The sequence below is a fragment of the Anaerobium acetethylicum genome (assembly GCF_900096945.1).
Lineage (GTDB): Bacteria > Bacillota > Clostridia > Lachnospirales > Lachnospiraceae > Anaerobium > Anaerobium acetethylicum.
On record NZ_FMKA01000047.1, the window covers coordinates 1 to 18,207 of the forward strand.

Here is an 18,207-nt window from a genome sequence, read left to right on the forward strand (position 1 = left end):
TACCTCTATTTTACCACTTGCGGAGAGAAAATTTATATAAATGAAGCAATAAAACCCAGTAAAATCAATGGGTTGCGGCGTTTATCAAACGCCTAAACAATTAATTTATAAGGAGAAAGAAAAATGGCTAAGGATAAAAAATTAGTAGAAGCAATCACGTCCATGGAAACTGATTTTGCGCAGTGGTACACGGATGTTGTAAGGAAAGCAGAGCTTATCGAGTATTCAAGCGTAAGAGGATGCGTGATTTTAAGGCCTAACGGATATGCAATCTGGGAAAACATCCAGAAGGAACTGGACAGGAGATTCAAGGAAACAGGCGTAGAAAACGTATACATGCCTATGTTCATCCCTGAAAGCCTTCTGCAGAAGGAAAAAGACCATGTTGAGGGATTTGCACCTGAAGTTGCATGGGTAACACATGGCGGACTTGAACCGCTTCAGGAAAGACTCTGCGTAAGGCCTACGTCAGAAACTCTCTTCTGCGACTTATACTCAAACATCGTTCAGTCATACAGAGATCTTCCAAAATTATACAACCAGTGGTGCTCAGTTGTACGTTGGGAAAAGACTACAAGACCGTTCCTCCGTTCAATGGAATTTTTATGGCAGGAAGGCCATACCTGCCATGCAACAGCAGAAGAGGCAGAGGAAAGAACCGTACAGATGCTGGACGTTTATGCGGATTTCTGCGAACAGATCCTTGCAATCCCTATGATCAAGGGAAGAAAGACAGACAAGGAAAAATTTGCAGGCGCGCATTCCACCTATACGATTGAAGCCCTCATGCATGACGGAAAGGCCCTCCAGTCAGGAACAAGCCACAACTTCGGAGACGGATTTGCACAGGCATTCGGAATCCAGTATACAGACAAGCAGAACAAGCTTCAGTATGCACACCAGACTTCATGGGGAATGTCCACAAGAATCATCGGTGCCGTAATCATGGTGCATGGAGATGAGAGCGGACTCGTCCTGCCTCCAAGAATCGCGCCTGTACAGGTTATGATCATCCCGATTGCACAGCATAAGGAAGGCGTTCTGGACAAGGCGTTCGAATTAAAGGACAGGCTTTCAGGCTTCCGCGTGAAGGTTGACGATTCAGACAAGAGTCCGGGATGGAAGTTCAGCGAGCAGGAAATGCGCGGAATTCCAGTAAGGATCGAAATCGGACCAAAAGACATCGAAGCAAACCAGGCAGTGATCGTACGTCGTGACACAAGAGAAAAGACAGTAGTGTCTCTTGACGAGCTGGAAACAAAACTTGCTGAAATCCTTGATACCATGCAGTCAGAAATGCTTGAACGCGCAAGGACACACAGGGATACCCATACATGTGAAGCAAAAACTTATGAGGAATTCAAAACTGCAATCAAGGAAAAACCAGGATTTGTCAAAGCAATGTGGTGCGGTGACAGGGAATGTGAAGAAAAAATCAAGGAAGACACGACAGCAACATCACGCTGCATGCCTTTCGAGCAGGAGCAGATTGCGGATACATGCATATGCTGTGGAAAACCTGCAAAAACTATGGTATATTGGGGAAAAGCGTACTAAAAAACGGTTCCCATGTGGATAAAACAAAGAATTACGGGGCGGCGCTTTATGCGCCGCCTGTATATTTATGTAAAAATGTTAAGGGAGGGTCCCTATATGGACGACTGGAAGATCGTGCTTCCTGAAAAAGTGAAGATTATAATAGACAGACTCCAGAACCGGGGCTATGAGGCATATGCCGTAGGGGGGTGCGTCAGGGACAGCATCCTTGGCAGGATTCCGGACGACTGGGATATAACCACTTCCGCCACACCTTTCCAGGTGAAAGAGATTTTTCCAAGGACCATAGATACCGGCATACAGCATGGCACGGTCACGGTCATGATGCACAAAGAGGGCTTCGAGGTCACCACCTACCGCATAGACGGCGAATACCAGGACAACAGACGCCCAAGCGAGGTTCATTTTACGCCTGATCTGAGCGAGGATCTGAGGCGCCGCGACTTCACCATAAATGCCATGGCCTACAATGACCGTGAAGGGATCGTGGACAGGTTCGGAGGCGTCGAAGACATAAGGAATAAGGTGATCAGGTGCGTCGGAGTGCCGAGGGAACGTTTCGGGGAAGATGCGCTGCGGATCCTGAGGGCTGTCCGCTTTTCGGCTCAGCTTGGATTTGGCATAGATGCGGGAACAAGAGAGGCGATCTGCGAGCTTGCGCCGAATCTGGCGTCAATCAGTGCAGAGAGGATACAGGCAGAGCTTGTGAAGCTGCTGGTGTCCGACAATCCATACCAGCTGGAGACGGCATATGAAACAGGGATAACGAAAATCATCCTTCCTGAGCTCGACCGCATGATGGAGACTGTCCAGTCCACCCCCCACCACTGTTACAGCGTGGGCGTGCATGCGCTGCATTCCCTCGAACACATAGAGGCGGACAAGGTGCTGAGGCTTGCAATGCTTCTTCATGATGTGGCAAAGCCAAGGACAGAGACCATTGACGAGGCAGGAAGGACTCATTATTACAGGCATGCCGAAGAGGGTGCCGTAATGACAAAAAATATCCTGAAACGACTGAGGTTCGACAACGATACGATGGATAAGGTCACAAGGCTCGTAAGGTGGCATGACTACAAGATTGAGCCGACACCAAAGGCTGTCAGGAACAGCATCTTTAAAATCGGGGAAGATATTTTTGAAAGCTTTCTCAAGGTAAGGCGGGCCGCCATCCTGTCGCAGAGCGAGTACAAAAGGGAAGAGAAGCTTGCGATGCTTGCTGAAATAACACAGATCTATAAGGAAATCATGGATTCAAGGGAGTGCGTTTCCCTGAAGACTCTCGCAGTCACCGGAAAGGATATTATCCGGGAGGGAGTCAGGCCAGGCAGGGGAATCGGAGAAATTCTGGACAGGCTGCTGGAGATTGTCCTTGAAAATCCGGAATTCAACGATAAGGACTATCTGCTGGGAGAAGTGAGGAAAATCATATCCGGCGAGGAGAATTCCTGATAGTTAGTTATAAACCTTAAGAGAACAGAGGGTTACTGTTCTCTTAAGGTTTATTTTTTGGCAAAACTGGTATATAATACTTGTTATAAACTGAGACGAGCGATGGAGTGCCCCGTCCTGATAAGCCAGATCCGGCTTGTGACAGCAGCATAAAACCGCTTCAGGAGAATACAGTTTTACATCTGTATAAAACCGCTTCAGGAAAATACAGTTTTACATCTGTATAAATATAAGAAATCAGGGAGGTAAATGATGGATTACAAGAAAATTTATGAAGAATGGCTGGCAAATCCGTATTTTGATGAGGATACAAAGGAAGAGCTCAGAAGCATTGCGGGGGATGAGAAGGAAATAGAGGAACGCTTTTATGCCGATTTAGAGTTCGGTACGGCAGGGCTCAGGGGAATTATCGGTGCCGGAATAAACAGGATGAATATTTATACGGTCCGTAAGGCGACCCAGGGACTTGCAAACTATATAGCAAAGGTGAACGGACAGGGGAGAGGCGTTGCAATTGCCTATGATTCAAGAAGAATGTCACCGGAATTTGCTGATGAAACGGCTCTCTGCCTGAATGCAAACGGCATCAAGGCATATGTTTTCGAAAGCCTCAGGCCAACGCCTGAACTCTCCTATGCGGTGCGCAAGTTGGGATGCATCGCAGGAATCAACATCACAGCAAGCCATAATCCGCCGGAATACAACGGATACAAGGTTTACTGGGAAGATGGTGCACAGATCACGCCTCCTCATGACGGCGGGATCATGGACGAAGTCAAAAAGGTTACGGATCTTGCTACAGTAAAGACCATGGACAAGGAAAAGGCAGTTGCAGAAGGACTCTATACTGTAATCGGACAGGATATCGACGACCCGTACATCGAAGAGCTGAAGAAGCAGGTGCTTCACTGGGACAGCATCAAAGAAGCCCAGAAAGACCTGAAAATCGTATATACGCCTCTGCACGGAACAGGAAACATCCCTGTAAGAAGAGTGCTTGAGGAACTTGGGTTTGAAAACGTATATGTTGTAAAAGAACAGGAACTTCCTGACGGCGAATTCCCGACAGTCAGCTATCCGAATCCGGAAGACGCTGCGGCATTCAAGCTTGCCCTTGAACTTGCAAAGGAAAAGGATGCGGATCTCGTTCTGGCAACAGACCCTGATGCCGACAGACTGGGCGTTTATGTGAAAGACGCCGCGACAGGAGAATATATCACCCTTACAGGAAACATGTCGGGATGCCTGCTCGCCCATTACGAAATCGGCCAGAGGAAGGCGCTGAAAGGCCTTCCAGAGGATGGAGCGCTTATTAAGACCATCGTTACATCAAATATGGCAGACGCTATTGCAAAAGCCTATGGCGTAAAACTGATCGAGGTCCTCACAGGATTCAAATTCATCGGCCAGCAGATCCTGGGCTTTGAAAACAGCGGAAAAGGAACCTACCTGTTTGGATTTGAAGAAAGCTACGGCTGCCTCATCGGAACCTATGCGAGGGATAAGGATGCAATCGTAGCCACAATGGCCCTCTGTGAAGCGGCTGCCTACTATAAGACAAAAGGCATGAGCCTCTGGGATGCAATGGTCGAGATGTATGAAATCTATGGCTATTACAAAGATGATGTAAAATCAATTACGTTAAAGGGTATAGAAGGTCTTGGAAAAATCGCCTCGATTCTTGAAACTCTGAGAAAAGACACACCAAAGACGATCGGCGGATATGAAGTCCTTTCTGCAAGGGATTATAAGCTGGATGTGATCAAGGACATGAAGACCGGCGAGACAAAGCCTACAGGCCTTCCTTCCTCAAACGTGCTGTATTACGACCTGAATGATGACGCATGGGTATGCGTAAGGCCTTCAGGAACGGAACCAAAGGTTAAATTCTATTACGGCATAAAAGGAACTTCCCTTGAAGATGCAAATGAAAAATCAGCAGCACTTGGCGAGAGCGTAGTAAAAATGATCGAGGCAATGCTTTAAGTCTATGTTAACCAGGCTTTTAAGGGAGGAGGGGGAGCAGCGGGGTCTCTATGCGGAGATCCTTCTGTTCTGAAAATCATGAAAAAGAAGAAATATTCCTATGAAGATCTGTTAGAAATTGTTCAGACCCTTCGCGGCGTGAACGGTTGCCCCTGGGACAGGGAACAGACCCATGAAAGCCTCAAAACCTGCCTGATAGAAGAATGCTATGAAGTGATTGAAGCCATAGACAACAGGGATGACGAAAACCTCTGCGAAGAGCTGGGAGACGTCCTTCTCCAGGTCGTGATGCACAGCCAGATCGCATCGGAAGGCGAAAGGTTCGGCATGGATGAGGTCATTGACGGAATCAGCAGGAAGCTGGTCAGAAGGCATCCTCATGTGTTTGGCGAAAAGAAGGCTGCAGATGCCGGAGAAGTGCTGAAAAACTGGGATGAAATAAAAAGACTGGAAAAGATTTCACTCAACAGGCCTGAAAAACCAGGCGAACTTTCAGGCGTTCCCAAGGCGTTTCCGTCTGTAATCAGAGCCCAGAAAATCCAGAAAAAGGCGGAGAAAACCTACAAATTCCATAGCACATCAGAGGAAAATATAACCAGAATTGAGGGTCTTGCATCGGAGCTTAAACAGCAGGCAGGGGAGATGACGCCCCATGAACTGGAAAAAGCAATTGGAGAAATCCTGTTTGAATCAATAAATCTGGCAAAAAACTTAGGCGTAAATGCTGAAAATTCCTTGACAAATGTAACGGAAACGTTTATAAATAAACTTGAAAGCACTAGCATCTAGAACTTAACGGAAGCAAGGGATTTCTCATATTTATAGCAGATTTTGATTCAGAAAAATGTGACCATATATTTACTGAAAGCAAAATTATCAACATGAAGAAAATTAGAGGAGGAGTTATCCATGAACAAAGCAGAATTAGTTGCAGCTATCGCTGACAGAACAGAATTATCAAAGAAAGATTCAGAAAAAGCATTAAAAGCATTTATCGATGTTATTGCAGAAGAATTAGCAAAAGGTGAAAAAATCCAGCTAGTTGGTTTCGGAACTTTCGAAGTTTCTGAAAGAGCAGCAAGAGAAGGAAGAAATCCTCAGAGCGGCGAACCAATGAACATTCCAGCTTCTAAAGCACCTAAATTTAAAGCAGGAAAAGCATTAAAAGATATGATCAACGCATAATAAGCGAAGAACAGAGTAGAGAACCTAAGCGGTTCTCTATTTTTTTAAAAATCATAAAAAGAAGCCCACAAATAAAGACAGGAGTGGTATAATGAGACTTGATAAGTTTTTAAAGGTTTCAAGGCTGATAAAGCGCAGAACCGTAGCAAACGAGGCATGCGATGCCGGAAGGGTCCTTGTGAACGACAAGGTAGCGAAAGCATCCGTAAACGTCAAAGCAGGAGATATAATCGAGATCCAGTTCGGAACGAAGGCTGTGAGGGTTGAAGTTCTTGACGTGCAGGAAACGGTCAGAAAAGATGAAGCCAAGGAACTGTATAAATATCTGTAAGAGGTGCTGGCATGGAGAAAAGGCGGAGAAATAAGAGAAGATGGAGCAACAGGAGCAATAGGGATAATAAACTGGGCATGGTATCAATCGGTGCGGTTCTTATCATGGTGCTTATTGTCGTCGCCGTAAACTGCCTCAGGCTCCATGACAAAAATCTTGAATATTCCCACAAGGAAAAGGTCCTTCAGGAGCAGATTGCAGAAGAGCAGAAGCGAACGGAAGAGATCCAGGAACTTGAGAAATATGTGAAGACAAAGAAATATATAGAAGAGGTTGCCAAAGAAAAGCTTGGCCTCGTTTACGAGGACGAGATCATCTTTAAGGCGGCCGATTAGTCTTTTAAGCCGTTTTTGGAAGCCTTCGGACTTCGGGAAACGGCTTTTGACTATTACAGAGAAAATGCCGAAAAAAGCGGCTGAAAAAATGTTGGAAATAATGTGTGAAAATTATTGACAAGAACCGGTAAAATAGATATAATGTAATTCGTCAGTTGCGGCGGAATAGCTCAGTTGGCTAGAGCACACGGTTCATACCCGTGGTGTCATGGGTTCAAATCCCTTTTCCGCTACTAAAATAATAAAAACAAAAATCCTTTCCACGAATGATGGAGAGGATTTTTGTTTTCTCTGAAAATGAGAGCATCTGCTTGCAATTTTTCGACTATTCCATTATATTTAACATATAAAGGGATTTTACCGCTTGAAAACAAAGTGGAAGAGACAGATGTTCCGATTTGCCTGAAAAAACAGACGCAAAGCTGACAGAATATGGATGGAGCAGTTATGGTTAATAAAGTTTTAAGCTATATAAGAGAATTCGGGCTGCTGGAAGCTGGAGACAGAGTTGTGACGGGCGTTTCGGGAGGAGCCGATTCGGTGTGCCTCCTTTTTATGCTCCTTGAAATCAGCAGGAAGATCCCGATTGAGATTTTTGTCGTGCATGTGGAACATGGCATGAGGGGCGATGAATCGTTAGAGGACGCAAAGTTTGTAGAGACCCTCTGCAGCGAGAATGGAATCGGATACAGGCTGTTTTCAGTCAATATCAATGAAACATCGAAGAAGGAAAAGATATCTCTGGAAGAGGCAGGACGGATTGCCAGATATGATGCATTCAGCCAGATCGTTTCTGAATGGGGAGGCAGCAGGATCGCCGTTGCCCATAACCGGAACGACAATGCGGAGACGGTGCTTCTTAATCTGTTTCGGGGTACAGGGGTAAAAGGCCTCTGCGGAATTCCGCCAAAGCGCGGCAATATCATAAGGCCTCTGCTCTGCCTTACAAGGGCAGAGATCGAAGCGTATCTGAGCGAACGGAAGATATCCTACCGCTCGGACTATACCAATTTTGAAGACGATTATACGAGGAACAAGATACGGCTGAACATTCTTCCCTATGTGGAGGAGACCATCAACAGCAGGGCTCTGGATCATATTTCGGAGGCTTCGAAATACCTCAGGCAGGCAGAAGAGTTTATTGAAAAAAACGCATTGGCAGCATATGACCGGTGTGTGGTGGAAGAACCGTCGGGAAATGTTATTATGCTTGAGGCTTTTGAACAACAGGAAACCATCATACAGGAATATATCATGCGGATGAGTATTGAAAAAGTGCTGAACAGGCTTAAGAATATTTCGGGAAGAAACATCGAGGATGTGCTCGGACTGAAAGGCCGGCAGGTAGGCAGATATGTAACTCTTCCGGACGGACTGATAGCAAGGCGGGGATACAACGAAATTTTCATCGAAAAAAAACCGGAAGGCCTCCCGCAAGCCAGACATGGCCGGCAGAAAGCGGCTGGGGAACGTGTCCCGGAAGTGCAGATTGAGGTTTTGGTACCGGGGACATGCAGGTGTGAAAGCCTGGGAATGGATATTGAATTTTCCCTGATAACAAGGGCGGAAAATCAACAAATTCCGGAAAAAACATATACGAAATGGTTCGATTATGATAAAATTAAATTTAATTTGCAGTTAAGAACCAGAAAAAGCGGAGATTATATCCAGGTCAATTCCGTTGGTGCAAGAAAAAAGCTTAAGGCATATTTGATCGATGAAAAGATACCGGCCGAAGAGCGGGACAGGATTCTGCTTCTTGCGGACGGAAGCCATATCCTATGGGTATTTGGCCATCGGATAAGTGAAGCATATAAAGTCACGGAAGAGACGAAGCGGATTTTAATTGTAAGAATAAATGGAGGTAAGGAAAATGTCTGATAACATTAAAGTGTTGGTGACGGAAGAGGAAGTTGACAGAAAAATAGAGGAAATCGGAAGGAAGATAAGCGAGGACTACGCAGGAAAGGAAGTGCACCTGATCTGTGTGCTGAAGGGCGGCGTATTCTTCATGTGCGAACTTGCGAAAAGGATTACGGTTCCCGTATCCATGGATTTCATGTCCATATCCAGTTATGGAAATGCAACCGAGTCGAGCGGCGTGGTCAGGATCACAAAAGATCTGGACGATTCCCTGGAAGGCAAGGAAGTAATTATTGTTGAAGATATCATTGATTCAGGAAGGACTCTCAGCTATCTGGTAGACATACTTCAGAAGAGGAATCCGAAAAGCATCACTCTCTGCACGCTTCTGGACAAGCCGGAGCGCAGGGTCGTGGAAGTGGATGTCCAGTATGTCGGATTCTGTATCCCGGATGAATTTGTTGTCGGATATGGTCTTGATTACCAGCAGAAGTACAGAAACCTTCCATACATCGGAGTGGTGCAGTAAAGCAGCAGCGGGCGAGACGAAAAGCAGGACAAAAAAACAGACAAAAGGGAGGCGGACATTATGAATAAGCGTTTTAAGGGGTTAGGATTCTACCTTGTATTAATCGCGGTTGTGCTGTTTATCTCAACACTCTTCAACAGAGATGCGATGAATGCCGATACGGACTACAGCTACAAGGAATTTGTAAACGCCCTTGAGGACAAGCAGATAACAAAGGTGGAGATCAGGCAGAATGAAGAGGTTCCTACAGGTGAACTTATGATAACCCTGAAGGATGAAACAGCCAAGATTCTGTACATTTCGGACGTTAACAATGTGATTACGCTTATGGAAGACTATGATGTGGAAACCGTCATAACGGACGTGCGAAGGGACAGCGTGATCATGACGACCGTTATCCCGTGCCTGATCACCCTTGTAGCTGCGTTTTTCATATTTACTCTTATGAATAATCAGGCAGCAGGCGGAAGCAGTGGAAACAAGGTGATGAATTTCGGCAAGAGCAGGGCAAAAATGACGACCGGCGAAAATAAGAAGGTGACCTTTAAAAATGTAGCAGGCCTCGATGAAGAGAAGGAAGAACTTGAAGAAATCGTTGATTTCCTCAAGTCGCCAAAGAAATACACACAGGTGGGAGCAAGAATCCCGAAGGGCGTTCTTCTGGTGGGACCTCCGGGAACAGGAAAGACTCTTCTTGCGAAGGCAGTTGCAGGTGAAGCGGGAGTTCCGTTCTTCAGCATTTCTGGTTCTGATTTTGTTGAAATGTTCGTAGGTGTGGGTGCTTCCCGTGTCAGGGATCTTTTTGAGGATGCCAAGAAAAATGCTCCATGCATCATTTTCATCGATGAAATCGATGCCGTAGCCAGAAGAAGGGGAACCGGACTCGGCGGAGGACATGATGAAAGGGAGCAGACGCTCAATCAGCTTCTTGTTGAAATGGATGGTTTCGGAGTGAACGAAGGCATTATTGTCATGGCGGCAACAAACCGTGTCGATATACTGGATCCGGCTATCTTAAGACCGGGACGTTTTGACAGGAAGGTCGGCGTAGGAAGGCCGGATGTGAAGGGACGTGAGGAGATCCTCAAGGTCCATGCAAAAGGAAAGCCTCTCGGCGACGATGTTGATCTTAAGAAGGTTGCCCAGACCACGGCCGGATTTACCGGAGCAGATCTGGAAAACCTCCTGAATGAAGCTGCAATCTATGCGGCAAAAGAAAACAGGATATTCATCCAGCAGTCCGATATAGACAAGTCATTCGTAAAAGTCGGCATCGGAGCTGAAAAGAGAAGCAGGGTAATTTCGGATAAAGAAAAACGAATTACAGCCTACCATGAGGCAGGACATGCGATGCTGTTCCATGTTCTTCCTGATGTAGGGCCTATCTATACGATCTCAATCATTCCTACGGGAATGGGCGCAGCCGGCTATACAATGCCGCTTCCGGAAAAGGATGAGATGTTCAATACAAGAGGCAGGATGCTGCAGGATATCATCGTGTCATTAGGCGGAAGGGTAGCCGAAGAGCTTGTATTCGATGATATCACAACAGGGGCATCCCAGGACATCAAGCAGGCAACCAGCATTGCAAGGGCAATGGTGACCCAGTACGGAATGTCTGATGCAGTAGGCCTAATCAGCTACGGCGGAGACGAAGATGAAGTATTTTTAGGCAGAGACCTTGCACATACGAGAAGCTATGGCGAATCGATAGCAACCGTTATCGACAGCGAAGTCAAGCGTATTGTAGATGAATGCCATAAGAAAGCAACAGACATCATCAAAGAAAACGAAGAAGCGCTTCATAAGTGCGCGGCACTCCTCCTGGAGAAAGAAAAAATCGGAAGAGAAGAATTCGAATCCATATTTGAGACGGTACAGCAGGCATAGTAGGAACACAATAATCTGGCCGGGGCGAGCTGAAAGTGCAAAAAAAATATGCAATAGTGCAAAAAGCACAAAATAACGCTCAAAAACAGTTCAAGTTTGTGCACACTTATTGGTATACAAGTGCTATAATAACAAATGTAAAACCCCCCCCCCAATACATTATATAGTTTTTGCTACACCCCATAAGAAAAGAAATACCTTCTCCTAAAAAAGACAGCACATCGTGAGGCTGTCTTTTTTACTATCCACCAAATGGGAAAAGATGGAAAAATATCTTTATATGGTGGTTGTATAATTATATGAATTATACTAAAATATAACTTATCAGAAGGAAAACAAGCGACGGCGCAGCCGGCATTTGTTTTCACCTGATAAGTTAACGACAGAACGAAGTTCTGGAGTATTAAGAGAAGTGCTCTTTACTTCTCTTAATCTAGCCTTATCAGAAGGAAAACAAGCGACGGCGCAGCCGGCATTTGTTTTCACCTGATAAGTTAACGGCATATGCGGAAATATTGTTTGCGCAAAGGAGAAACAATATGGATTTTGAATCAATAGACCTAAACAAACAGCTGCCTCTGGAGAATCAGCCGGGTACTGCGGGAGAATTTCCTACTGCTGATAAGCAGGGTGTAATCCAGGTGCAGAAATCTCCATTCAACAGACGAGCCCTTTTCAGCGACGAAAGTCCTTCCTACCGTACACCTCCTGAACCGGAGGAAAACGATATTGTGAGGATAAAATTTCGTGCGGAAAAAAATAATGTAGATGCCATATATCTGGTGGCAGGCTGCAGCAGGATAAAAATGGACAGGCTCAGAGCTGAGGATGGGACGAGGTTTGAATATTTTCAGGCCGAAACGCAGGTAGGAGCAGAAACTCTTTTCTACTATTTTGAAATCCAGGTCGATTATGAAACCTATTATTATGACAAACGCGGGGTAGCCTGCGACGTTCAGATGCAGTGGTGTTTCGGCATAGTTCCGGGATTCCACACGCCGGAATGGGCAAAAGGCGCAGTGATATACCAGATTTTTGTGGACCGTTTCTACAACGGGGATCCGAGCAATGATGTCGAGAAAAGGGAATATATCTATATCAAAGAGGGAACCGTCAAGGTGACTGACTGGAACCGCTATCCTGCACCGATGGACGTCAGGGAGTTTTACGGAGGGGATCTGGCAGGCGTCATGGAGAAGCTGGATTATCTCAAGGGACTCGGAGTAGATGCCATCTATTTCAATCCTCTTTTCGTTTCGCCTTCGAACCATAAATATGACATACAGGATTATGATTATATAGATCCCCATTTCGGAGTCATCGTCAACGACGGCGGTGAAGTTCTGGAAGAGGGGGACGATGAAAATATCTATGCAACCAAGTATATTGAGCGTGTCACGGACAAAGAGAACCTGGAGGCAAGCAACAGGCTTTTCGTCAGGCTTGTAGAGGAAATCCATGCGCGCGGAATGAAAGTTATCCTGGACGGCGTGTTCAATCACTGCGGGTCCTTCAATAAATGGCTGGATGGCGAAAGAATATATGAAAATGAATTCGGTTATGAAAAGGGAGCATACATATCCGGCGACAGCCCCTACCGCAGCTTTTTCAAATTCAATAACCCGAATGCCTGGCCTTACAACAAAGAGTATGATGGCTGGTGGGGTCACAGTACCCTTCCAAAATTGAATTATGAGGAGTCGCCGACCCTCTGCGCGTACATCCTTGAGGTCGGAAAAAAATGGGTGTCGCCCCCATTCAATGTAGACGGATGGCGTCTCGACGTTGCTGCCGATCTGGGTCACAGCAGCGACTTTAACCATAAGTTCTGGCAAATGTTCAGGAATGCGGTCAAAGAAGCCAATCCGGAGGCTTTGATCGTGGCTGAACACTATGGCAATCCGAGGCCGTGGATGCAGGGTGACCAATGGGATACTGTTATGAACTACGATGCCTTTATGGAGCCGATAACGTGGTTCCTGACAGGTATGGAGAAGCACAGCGACGAGTACAGGGAAGAGCTCCTTGGAAACGCAGACAGCTTCGAATGCGCAATGATAAACCACATGGCGGATTTTTATTTTCCCTCACTTGTGGTATCCATGAACGAGCTTTCAAACCATGACCATTCCCGATTCCTCACAAGGACCAACAGAAGGCGCGGGAGGGTCAAGGATCTGGGACCTGAGGCGGCGAACATCGGGATCAACAAAGGGATCTTCAGGGAAGCTGTCGTGATGCAGATGACGTGGCCGGGAGCACCTACAATCTATTATGGTGATGAGGCAGGCGTCTGTGGATTTACCGATCCGGACAACCGCAGGACTTATCCATGGGGAAGGGAAGATTATGAGCTGATCGAATTCCATCGTGAAATTATCAGGATCCATAAGGAGAATAAGGTCCTGGTCAACGGCTCCATAAAAATTCTGAACAAAGGATATAATGTTCTTGCATACGGAAGGTTCGACGAGAAGGACCAGATTATCGTGGTATTCAATAACAATCCCGGTGAGATCTGTATCGAAGTCCAGGTCTGGGAAACAGGTATTAAGGATGATGACATACTTGAGCAGATCATGGGGACGACGGAAATGGGATATTCCATAGGGATTCTTGAACGAAAAGTGAAGGACGGAAAAATCGCACTTACCATTCCGAAGGTCACATCGCTCATACTCAGAAAGAAAAGATAGCAGCGCAGGAAAAATTTTGTATATTTTTTGAAAAATAATGAAAATATTTCTTGCGCTGAATGGAAATCTATGGTATAAATATATATTGTCAGGACTAAATAAGTTAGTGGAATCGCAAGATCCCAGCTGCTTAATATGGATGGATTCCCGAGCGGCCAAAGGGGGCAGACTGTAAATCTGTTGTCGACGACTTCGAAGGTTCGAATCCTTCTCCATCCATTCAGAAGATTTCATCTTCTATGCCGGCGTGGCGGAACTGGCAGACGCACAGGACTTAAAATCCTGCGGGACTAATCTCCCGTACCGGTTCGATTCCGGTCGCCGGCATTGTATCATCAAATATCCGATAGCAACAGAAGTATGCCCAGATAGCTCAGTCGGTAGAGCAGAGGACTGAAAATCCTCGTGTCGCTGGTTCGATTCCGGCTCTGGGCACTTTAAAAAAACTGTTGACAGTTTCGAAAAGCTGTGATACAATATTTAAGCAAGTTGCCCGTGGGACAAACTTGAAAAGCAAAACAATATTTTGCGGGTGTAGTTCAATGGTAGAACACTAGCCTTCCAAGCTAGATACGTGGGTTCGATTCCCATCACCCGCTTGCAATGAACACTTAATGAAAACGAGTCGAAGTTTGAATTTAGTGTGAATGCACATTACATCTTTTATATCTGCACGAGTGGCTCAGTGGTGGAGTATCGCCTTGCCAAGGCGAGGGTCGCGGGTTCGAATCCCGTCTCGTGCTTATATTGAACACTTGAAATCCAGCTGATTTTCAGCTGGATTTTTTAGTGAGAAAGCACATCCTGAAACTTAGTGAAATCAAGCTTCAGCGCCGATTGAGCTTAGTTGAATGGATGACTTAGATAAGGCAGGAAAGCTTGAATTTACAAGCTTTCCTGTTTTTTTGCGTACAGACAGGTTGATTACACTTGACATCCAGCTGGAGGAGGGCAGCGTCGCAAATCGCTACAACCTGGTCGAAAACGGGGATTTCTCGGGAACGGGAACCGTGCCGCCAGGCTGGTGGAATACGAACCTGGCAGGTGGGGACGGCCTGGTGGCCACGACGGATCTAAACCATCCAAAGACCCTGGATGCCACGGTGCTGAAGGTGGGAGGCACTTATGGAGCGATGAAGGGAATAGGAGGAGCCGTCTACCTGTCCGGCTCGGCAGGAGACACCTTCAGCCTGGGCGCCTGGGCAAAGGGGGACTCCGTTCCAAGTGGCGCCTTCGATGTGCGGGCGGCCTTCGTGCCGGCTTCCGGCAGCGCCAGCTGGGTCAGCCTCCCTTTCAGCCGGAACAGCGGCGACTGGCAGTACTTGAGCGACGTCATCAAGGCGCCCATCGCCTATGTTCGGATCGACATCTATGTGATCTACGAAAGCAATGCGAACACCGCCTGGTTCGACGGGATCCAGCTGTACAAGGAGGAGTTCGGGGACAGCTACAGCTATGACAGCAAGGGGAACCTGACGGCAGTCTCGGACATCGCAAAGAACAGCAGCACCTTCGCCTACGATGGAAGCAGCAACCTGATCAGCGCAACGGATCCGAAGGGAAGCTCCTTCACCTACAGCTATGACGGGAACCACAACATCACCCAGGCCGCCTCGGCCCAGAACGTGGTCTACAGCTTCACCTATGACGCCAGCGGCAATCCCCTGACAACGAAAATCGGGGATGCAGCTGCCTACATCCGCTCGTCGGCTGCCTATACCTCCGACGGGAACTACATCAGCTCCATGACGGACAGCAGCGGGAATACAGTGGGCTACAGCTACGACATGGCAAAAGGAACCCTGTCCGGCATCACGGATGCGAACGGGAAGGCCACCAGCTACGCCTACGACAGCATGAACCGGCTGACCTCCGTTTCAAAGACCGCAGACGGCCAGGCAGTGACGAATTCCTACACCTACGTAAAAGACCGGATATCCCAGATCGCCCACAACGGGTTCAGCTACAGCTTCGGGTACGATTCCCTGGGCAACTGCACGTCTGTGGCGGCAGGTGCCCAGACCCTCATAGCCAACAGCTATGAAGGGAGGACTGGAAAGCTCCTCGAATCGGCCTACGGGAACGGGCAGAAGGTGTCCACCCTGTACGACGGGAACGACAACGCCATCGGGAAGGTGTACAGCGGCGACAATCCCCAGAACATCACCTATAGCGGTAACATCCAGAACGTAGGCATGACGACGGTGGCCGGAAACGGGACGCTGCTTGGAACGACCGGCCAGGGGCTGCGTCTGGAATCCCTGGCGGCGAGCCTGTCAGACGCTCCGGCTGGCATGCATATCAAGTACCAGGCTCATGTCCAGGATATCGGATGGCAGGGCTGGGCATACGACGGAGCAACGGCCGGAACAATCGGCCAGAGCAGGCGGATGGAGGCGGTGTGCATCAAGCTGGAGGGCGCGCCGGCTGGCTACACCGTCCAGTACCAGGTGCATGTCCAGGGTCTGGGATGGATGGATCCCGTCCAGGACGGCCAGATGGCAGGCACCATGGGGCGTTCCCTGGGGATCGAGGCGATCCGGATCACGGTGGTCAGGCAGAGGACGGGCTACCGGTTCGACGCGGCCGCAAACCTTGCCTATCTGGAAGACTACGTGAACGGAACGAGCTTCCGCTACAGCTACGACCTGTCGGACAGGCTGACCAGGGTGGAGGAACCCAATGGAAACTACCTGGCCTACGGCTATGACAATAACAGCAATCGGAACCTGGTGACGGAACAGGCAGGCGGCAGCACCTATGAGACCGGCTATGCCTTCGACAAGGACAACCGGCCCACGGCGACGACCTTCACGAGGGCATCGGAGAACACTATCACCCAAAGCTATGATTCCCTGGCAAGGCTGACGGGAACGAGCGTGGACACGGGAGCGGCCGTCTATTCGACGGCCTACGGGTATCTGCCGGGAGCGGAAGGCTCCCAGACCACGCGGGTAGGTTCCATCACCAACAACGGTGCCGCCATCTCTTATACTTATGACAGCAATGGGAACATCGCGACCATCACCCAGAACGGACAGGCCATCCGGTATTCCTACAACGAGCTGAACGAGGTCGTCCGGGAGGACAGCCAGGTGCTTGACAGGACCGTCATCTACCGTTATGACCAGGGCGGAAACATCCTGGACAAGACGACCTATCCCTACACCACGGGAAGCCTCGGCACGCCCATATCGACAGTATCCTACGGCTACGAAGACAGCAGCTGGAAGGACAAGCTGACAAGCTATGACGGGAAGGCCATCACCTACGACGCCATCGGGAATCCCCTGGCCTATGACGGCTGGACGTTTGGATGGGAGGAAGGCAGGCAGCTCGCCTCCATGTCAGGAAACGGAAAGGCCATCACCTGCAAATACAACGACGCCGGCATACGGACGTCCAAGACCGTGGACGGAACCACGACCAGCTACCAGCTGGCCGGGGACCGGGTCATCAGCGAAAGCGACGGCACCACCCGGATCCACTATACCTACGATTCCTCCGGAAACCTGGTCAGCATGGATAGGGGGGAATACAGAACTGCAGACCTTTATGAGAATACGGGCTCCCACAGTCCGGTCCAGATCGCAGGGACTGGCAGCGCGGCAGAGAAGCTGACGGCAGCCTCCACCTTCAGTAAGGTAAGCGTATGCTGCCCGAGCTGGAACAACAACATCGGAGACCTCACCTTGCGCCTGTACCGGTGGGATACCAGCTACAGCACGACCATCGCCCAGACACCGGTCGCAAGCAAGACCTTCCATGACTTCACCGACAACCAGTGGCTGGAGCTGGGCTTTGCGCCCCAGGCTCCGGGAGAGTACCTCTGGGTGCTCGATAATCCGTCCGAGACGGTAGGGGTCTGGAAGCACGAGAACAGCACCAACAGCAACACGGCATACGTAAACGGCGCAGCGGTCTCAGGGGACTTCGAAAGCAGGATCGGCTATGTCGGCACGAGCTACTACTACATAAGGAACGCCCAGGGGGACATCATCGGGCTGTTTGACAGCACAGGGACGCAGGTGGTAAGCTATACCTATGACACCTGGGGAAAACTGGTTTCGACTACCGGAAGCCTTGCGGGGACGGTAGGCGAGGAGAATCCGTATCGTTACAGAGGGTACCGGTATGATGACGAGACGGGGCTGTATTATCTGCAGAGCAGGTACTATAATCCGGAGTGGGGCAGGTTTGTTAATGCTGATGATATTGAGATGCTTTTTGAAGAGCAGGATAATCTCTTGCAGTATAATCTCTTTGCCTATTGTTTAAACAATCCTGTTGGTGAAATGAAAAAGTAAATTCCACTTTGAAAAAGTAAATTCTACTGATAGACTGTTGTTTTGATGATAGAAAAAAATATTTGCTTTTTTACTA

At 48.1% G+C, this 18,207-nt stretch carries 12 protein-coding genes and 6 tRNA genes; all 18 read left to right on the forward strand.

What is annotated here, in order from left to right:
* Window positions 1-123: 123 nt before the first annotated feature.
* Window positions 124-1,557, forward strand: a complete 1,434-nt coding sequence (gene proS, locus BJR36_RS18330) for a proline--tRNA ligase (protein ID WP_091236885.1) — start codon at window positions 124-126, stop codon at window positions 1,555-1,557.
* A gap of 96 nt (window positions 1,558-1,653) precedes the next feature.
* Window positions 1,654-3,009: a CCA tRNA nucleotidyltransferase gene (locus BJR36_RS18335; protein WP_091236886.1), complete on the forward strand. Its 1,356-nt coding sequence runs from the start codon at window positions 1,654-1,656 to the stop codon at window positions 3,007-3,009.
* A gap of 252 nt (window positions 3,010-3,261) precedes the next feature.
* Window positions 3,262-4,995 (forward strand): phospho-sugar mutase, encoded by a 1,734-nt coding sequence (locus tag BJR36_RS18340; RefSeq protein WP_091236887.1) that lies wholly within the window; start codon window positions 3,262-3,264, stop codon window positions 4,993-4,995.
* A gap of 78 nt (window positions 4,996-5,073) precedes the next feature.
* The gene (mazG, locus tag BJR36_RS18345; RefSeq protein ID WP_091236888.1) at window positions 5,074-5,784 is read left to right on the forward strand and encodes a nucleoside triphosphate pyrophosphohydrolase; all 711 of its coding nucleotides are present in this window, start codon (window positions 5,074-5,076) and stop codon (window positions 5,782-5,784) included.
* Between the two features lie 120 nt (window positions 5,785-5,904).
* Complete coding sequence (locus tag BJR36_RS18350; RefSeq protein WP_091236889.1) at window positions 5,905-6,180, forward strand: HU family DNA-binding protein; 276 nt, start codon at window positions 5,905-5,907, stop codon at window positions 6,178-6,180.
* Between the two features lie 91 nt (window positions 6,181-6,271).
* Window positions 6,272-6,511, forward strand: a complete 240-nt coding sequence (locus BJR36_RS18355; RefSeq protein WP_091236890.1) for an RNA-binding S4 domain-containing protein — start codon at window positions 6,272-6,274, stop codon at window positions 6,509-6,511.
* An 11-nt stretch (window positions 6,512-6,522) separates the two neighbouring features.
* Complete coding sequence (locus BJR36_RS18360; protein ID WP_091236891.1) at window positions 6,523-6,846, forward strand: FtsB family cell division protein; 324 nt, start codon at window positions 6,523-6,525, stop codon at window positions 6,844-6,846.
* Window positions 6,847-7,005: 159 nt separating this feature from the next.
* Window positions 7,006-7,079 (forward strand) — tRNA-Met (locus BJR36_RS18365).
* Between the two features lie 199 nt (window positions 7,080-7,278).
* Window positions 7,279-8,727: a tRNA lysidine(34) synthetase TilS gene (tilS, locus tag BJR36_RS18370; protein ID WP_091236892.1), complete on the forward strand. Its 1,449-nt coding sequence runs from the start codon at window positions 7,279-7,281 to the stop codon at window positions 8,725-8,727.
* Window positions 8,720-9,238 (forward strand): hypoxanthine phosphoribosyltransferase, encoded by a 519-nt coding sequence (hpt, locus tag BJR36_RS18375; protein WP_091236893.1) that lies wholly within the window; start codon window positions 8,720-8,722, stop codon window positions 9,236-9,238. Before tilS ends, hpt begins: the two co-directional genes overlap by 8 nt.
* A gap of 60 nt (window positions 9,239-9,298) precedes the next feature.
* Window positions 9,299-11,128, forward strand: a complete 1,830-nt coding sequence (ftsH, locus tag BJR36_RS18380; protein ID WP_091236894.1) for an ATP-dependent zinc metalloprotease FtsH — start codon at window positions 9,299-9,301, stop codon at window positions 11,126-11,128.
* 539 nt (window positions 11,129-11,667) lie between these two features.
* Window positions 11,668-13,824 carry a glycoside hydrolase family 13 protein gene (locus BJR36_RS18385; RefSeq protein ID WP_091236895.1) on the forward strand — a complete coding sequence of 719 codons (2,157 nt, stop codon included), beginning with the start codon at window positions 11,668-11,670 and terminating at the stop codon, window positions 13,822-13,824.
* Window positions 13,825-13,961: 137 nt separating this feature from the next.
* A tRNA-Tyr gene (locus tag BJR36_RS18390) sits at window positions 13,962-14,043 on the forward strand.
* A gap of 22 nt (window positions 14,044-14,065) precedes the next feature.
* Window positions 14,066-14,151, forward strand: a tRNA-Leu gene (locus BJR36_RS18395).
* 35 nt (window positions 14,152-14,186) lie between these two features.
* A tRNA-Phe gene (locus BJR36_RS18400) sits at window positions 14,187-14,259 on the forward strand.
* Window positions 14,260-14,352: 93 nt separating this feature from the next.
* A tRNA-Gly gene (locus BJR36_RS18405) sits at window positions 14,353-14,423 on the forward strand.
* A 72-nt stretch (window positions 14,424-14,495) separates the two neighbouring features.
* Window positions 14,496-14,567: transfer RNA gene (locus BJR36_RS18410), tRNA-Gly, on the forward strand.
* Between the two features lie 1,392 nt (window positions 14,568-15,959).
* A complete protein-coding gene (locus tag BJR36_RS20810; protein ID WP_242875667.1) occupies window positions 15,960-18,131 on the forward strand; it encodes an RHS repeat-associated core domain-containing protein in 2,172 nt (723 codons plus the stop codon).
* Window positions 18,132-18,207 lie beyond the last annotated feature (76 nt).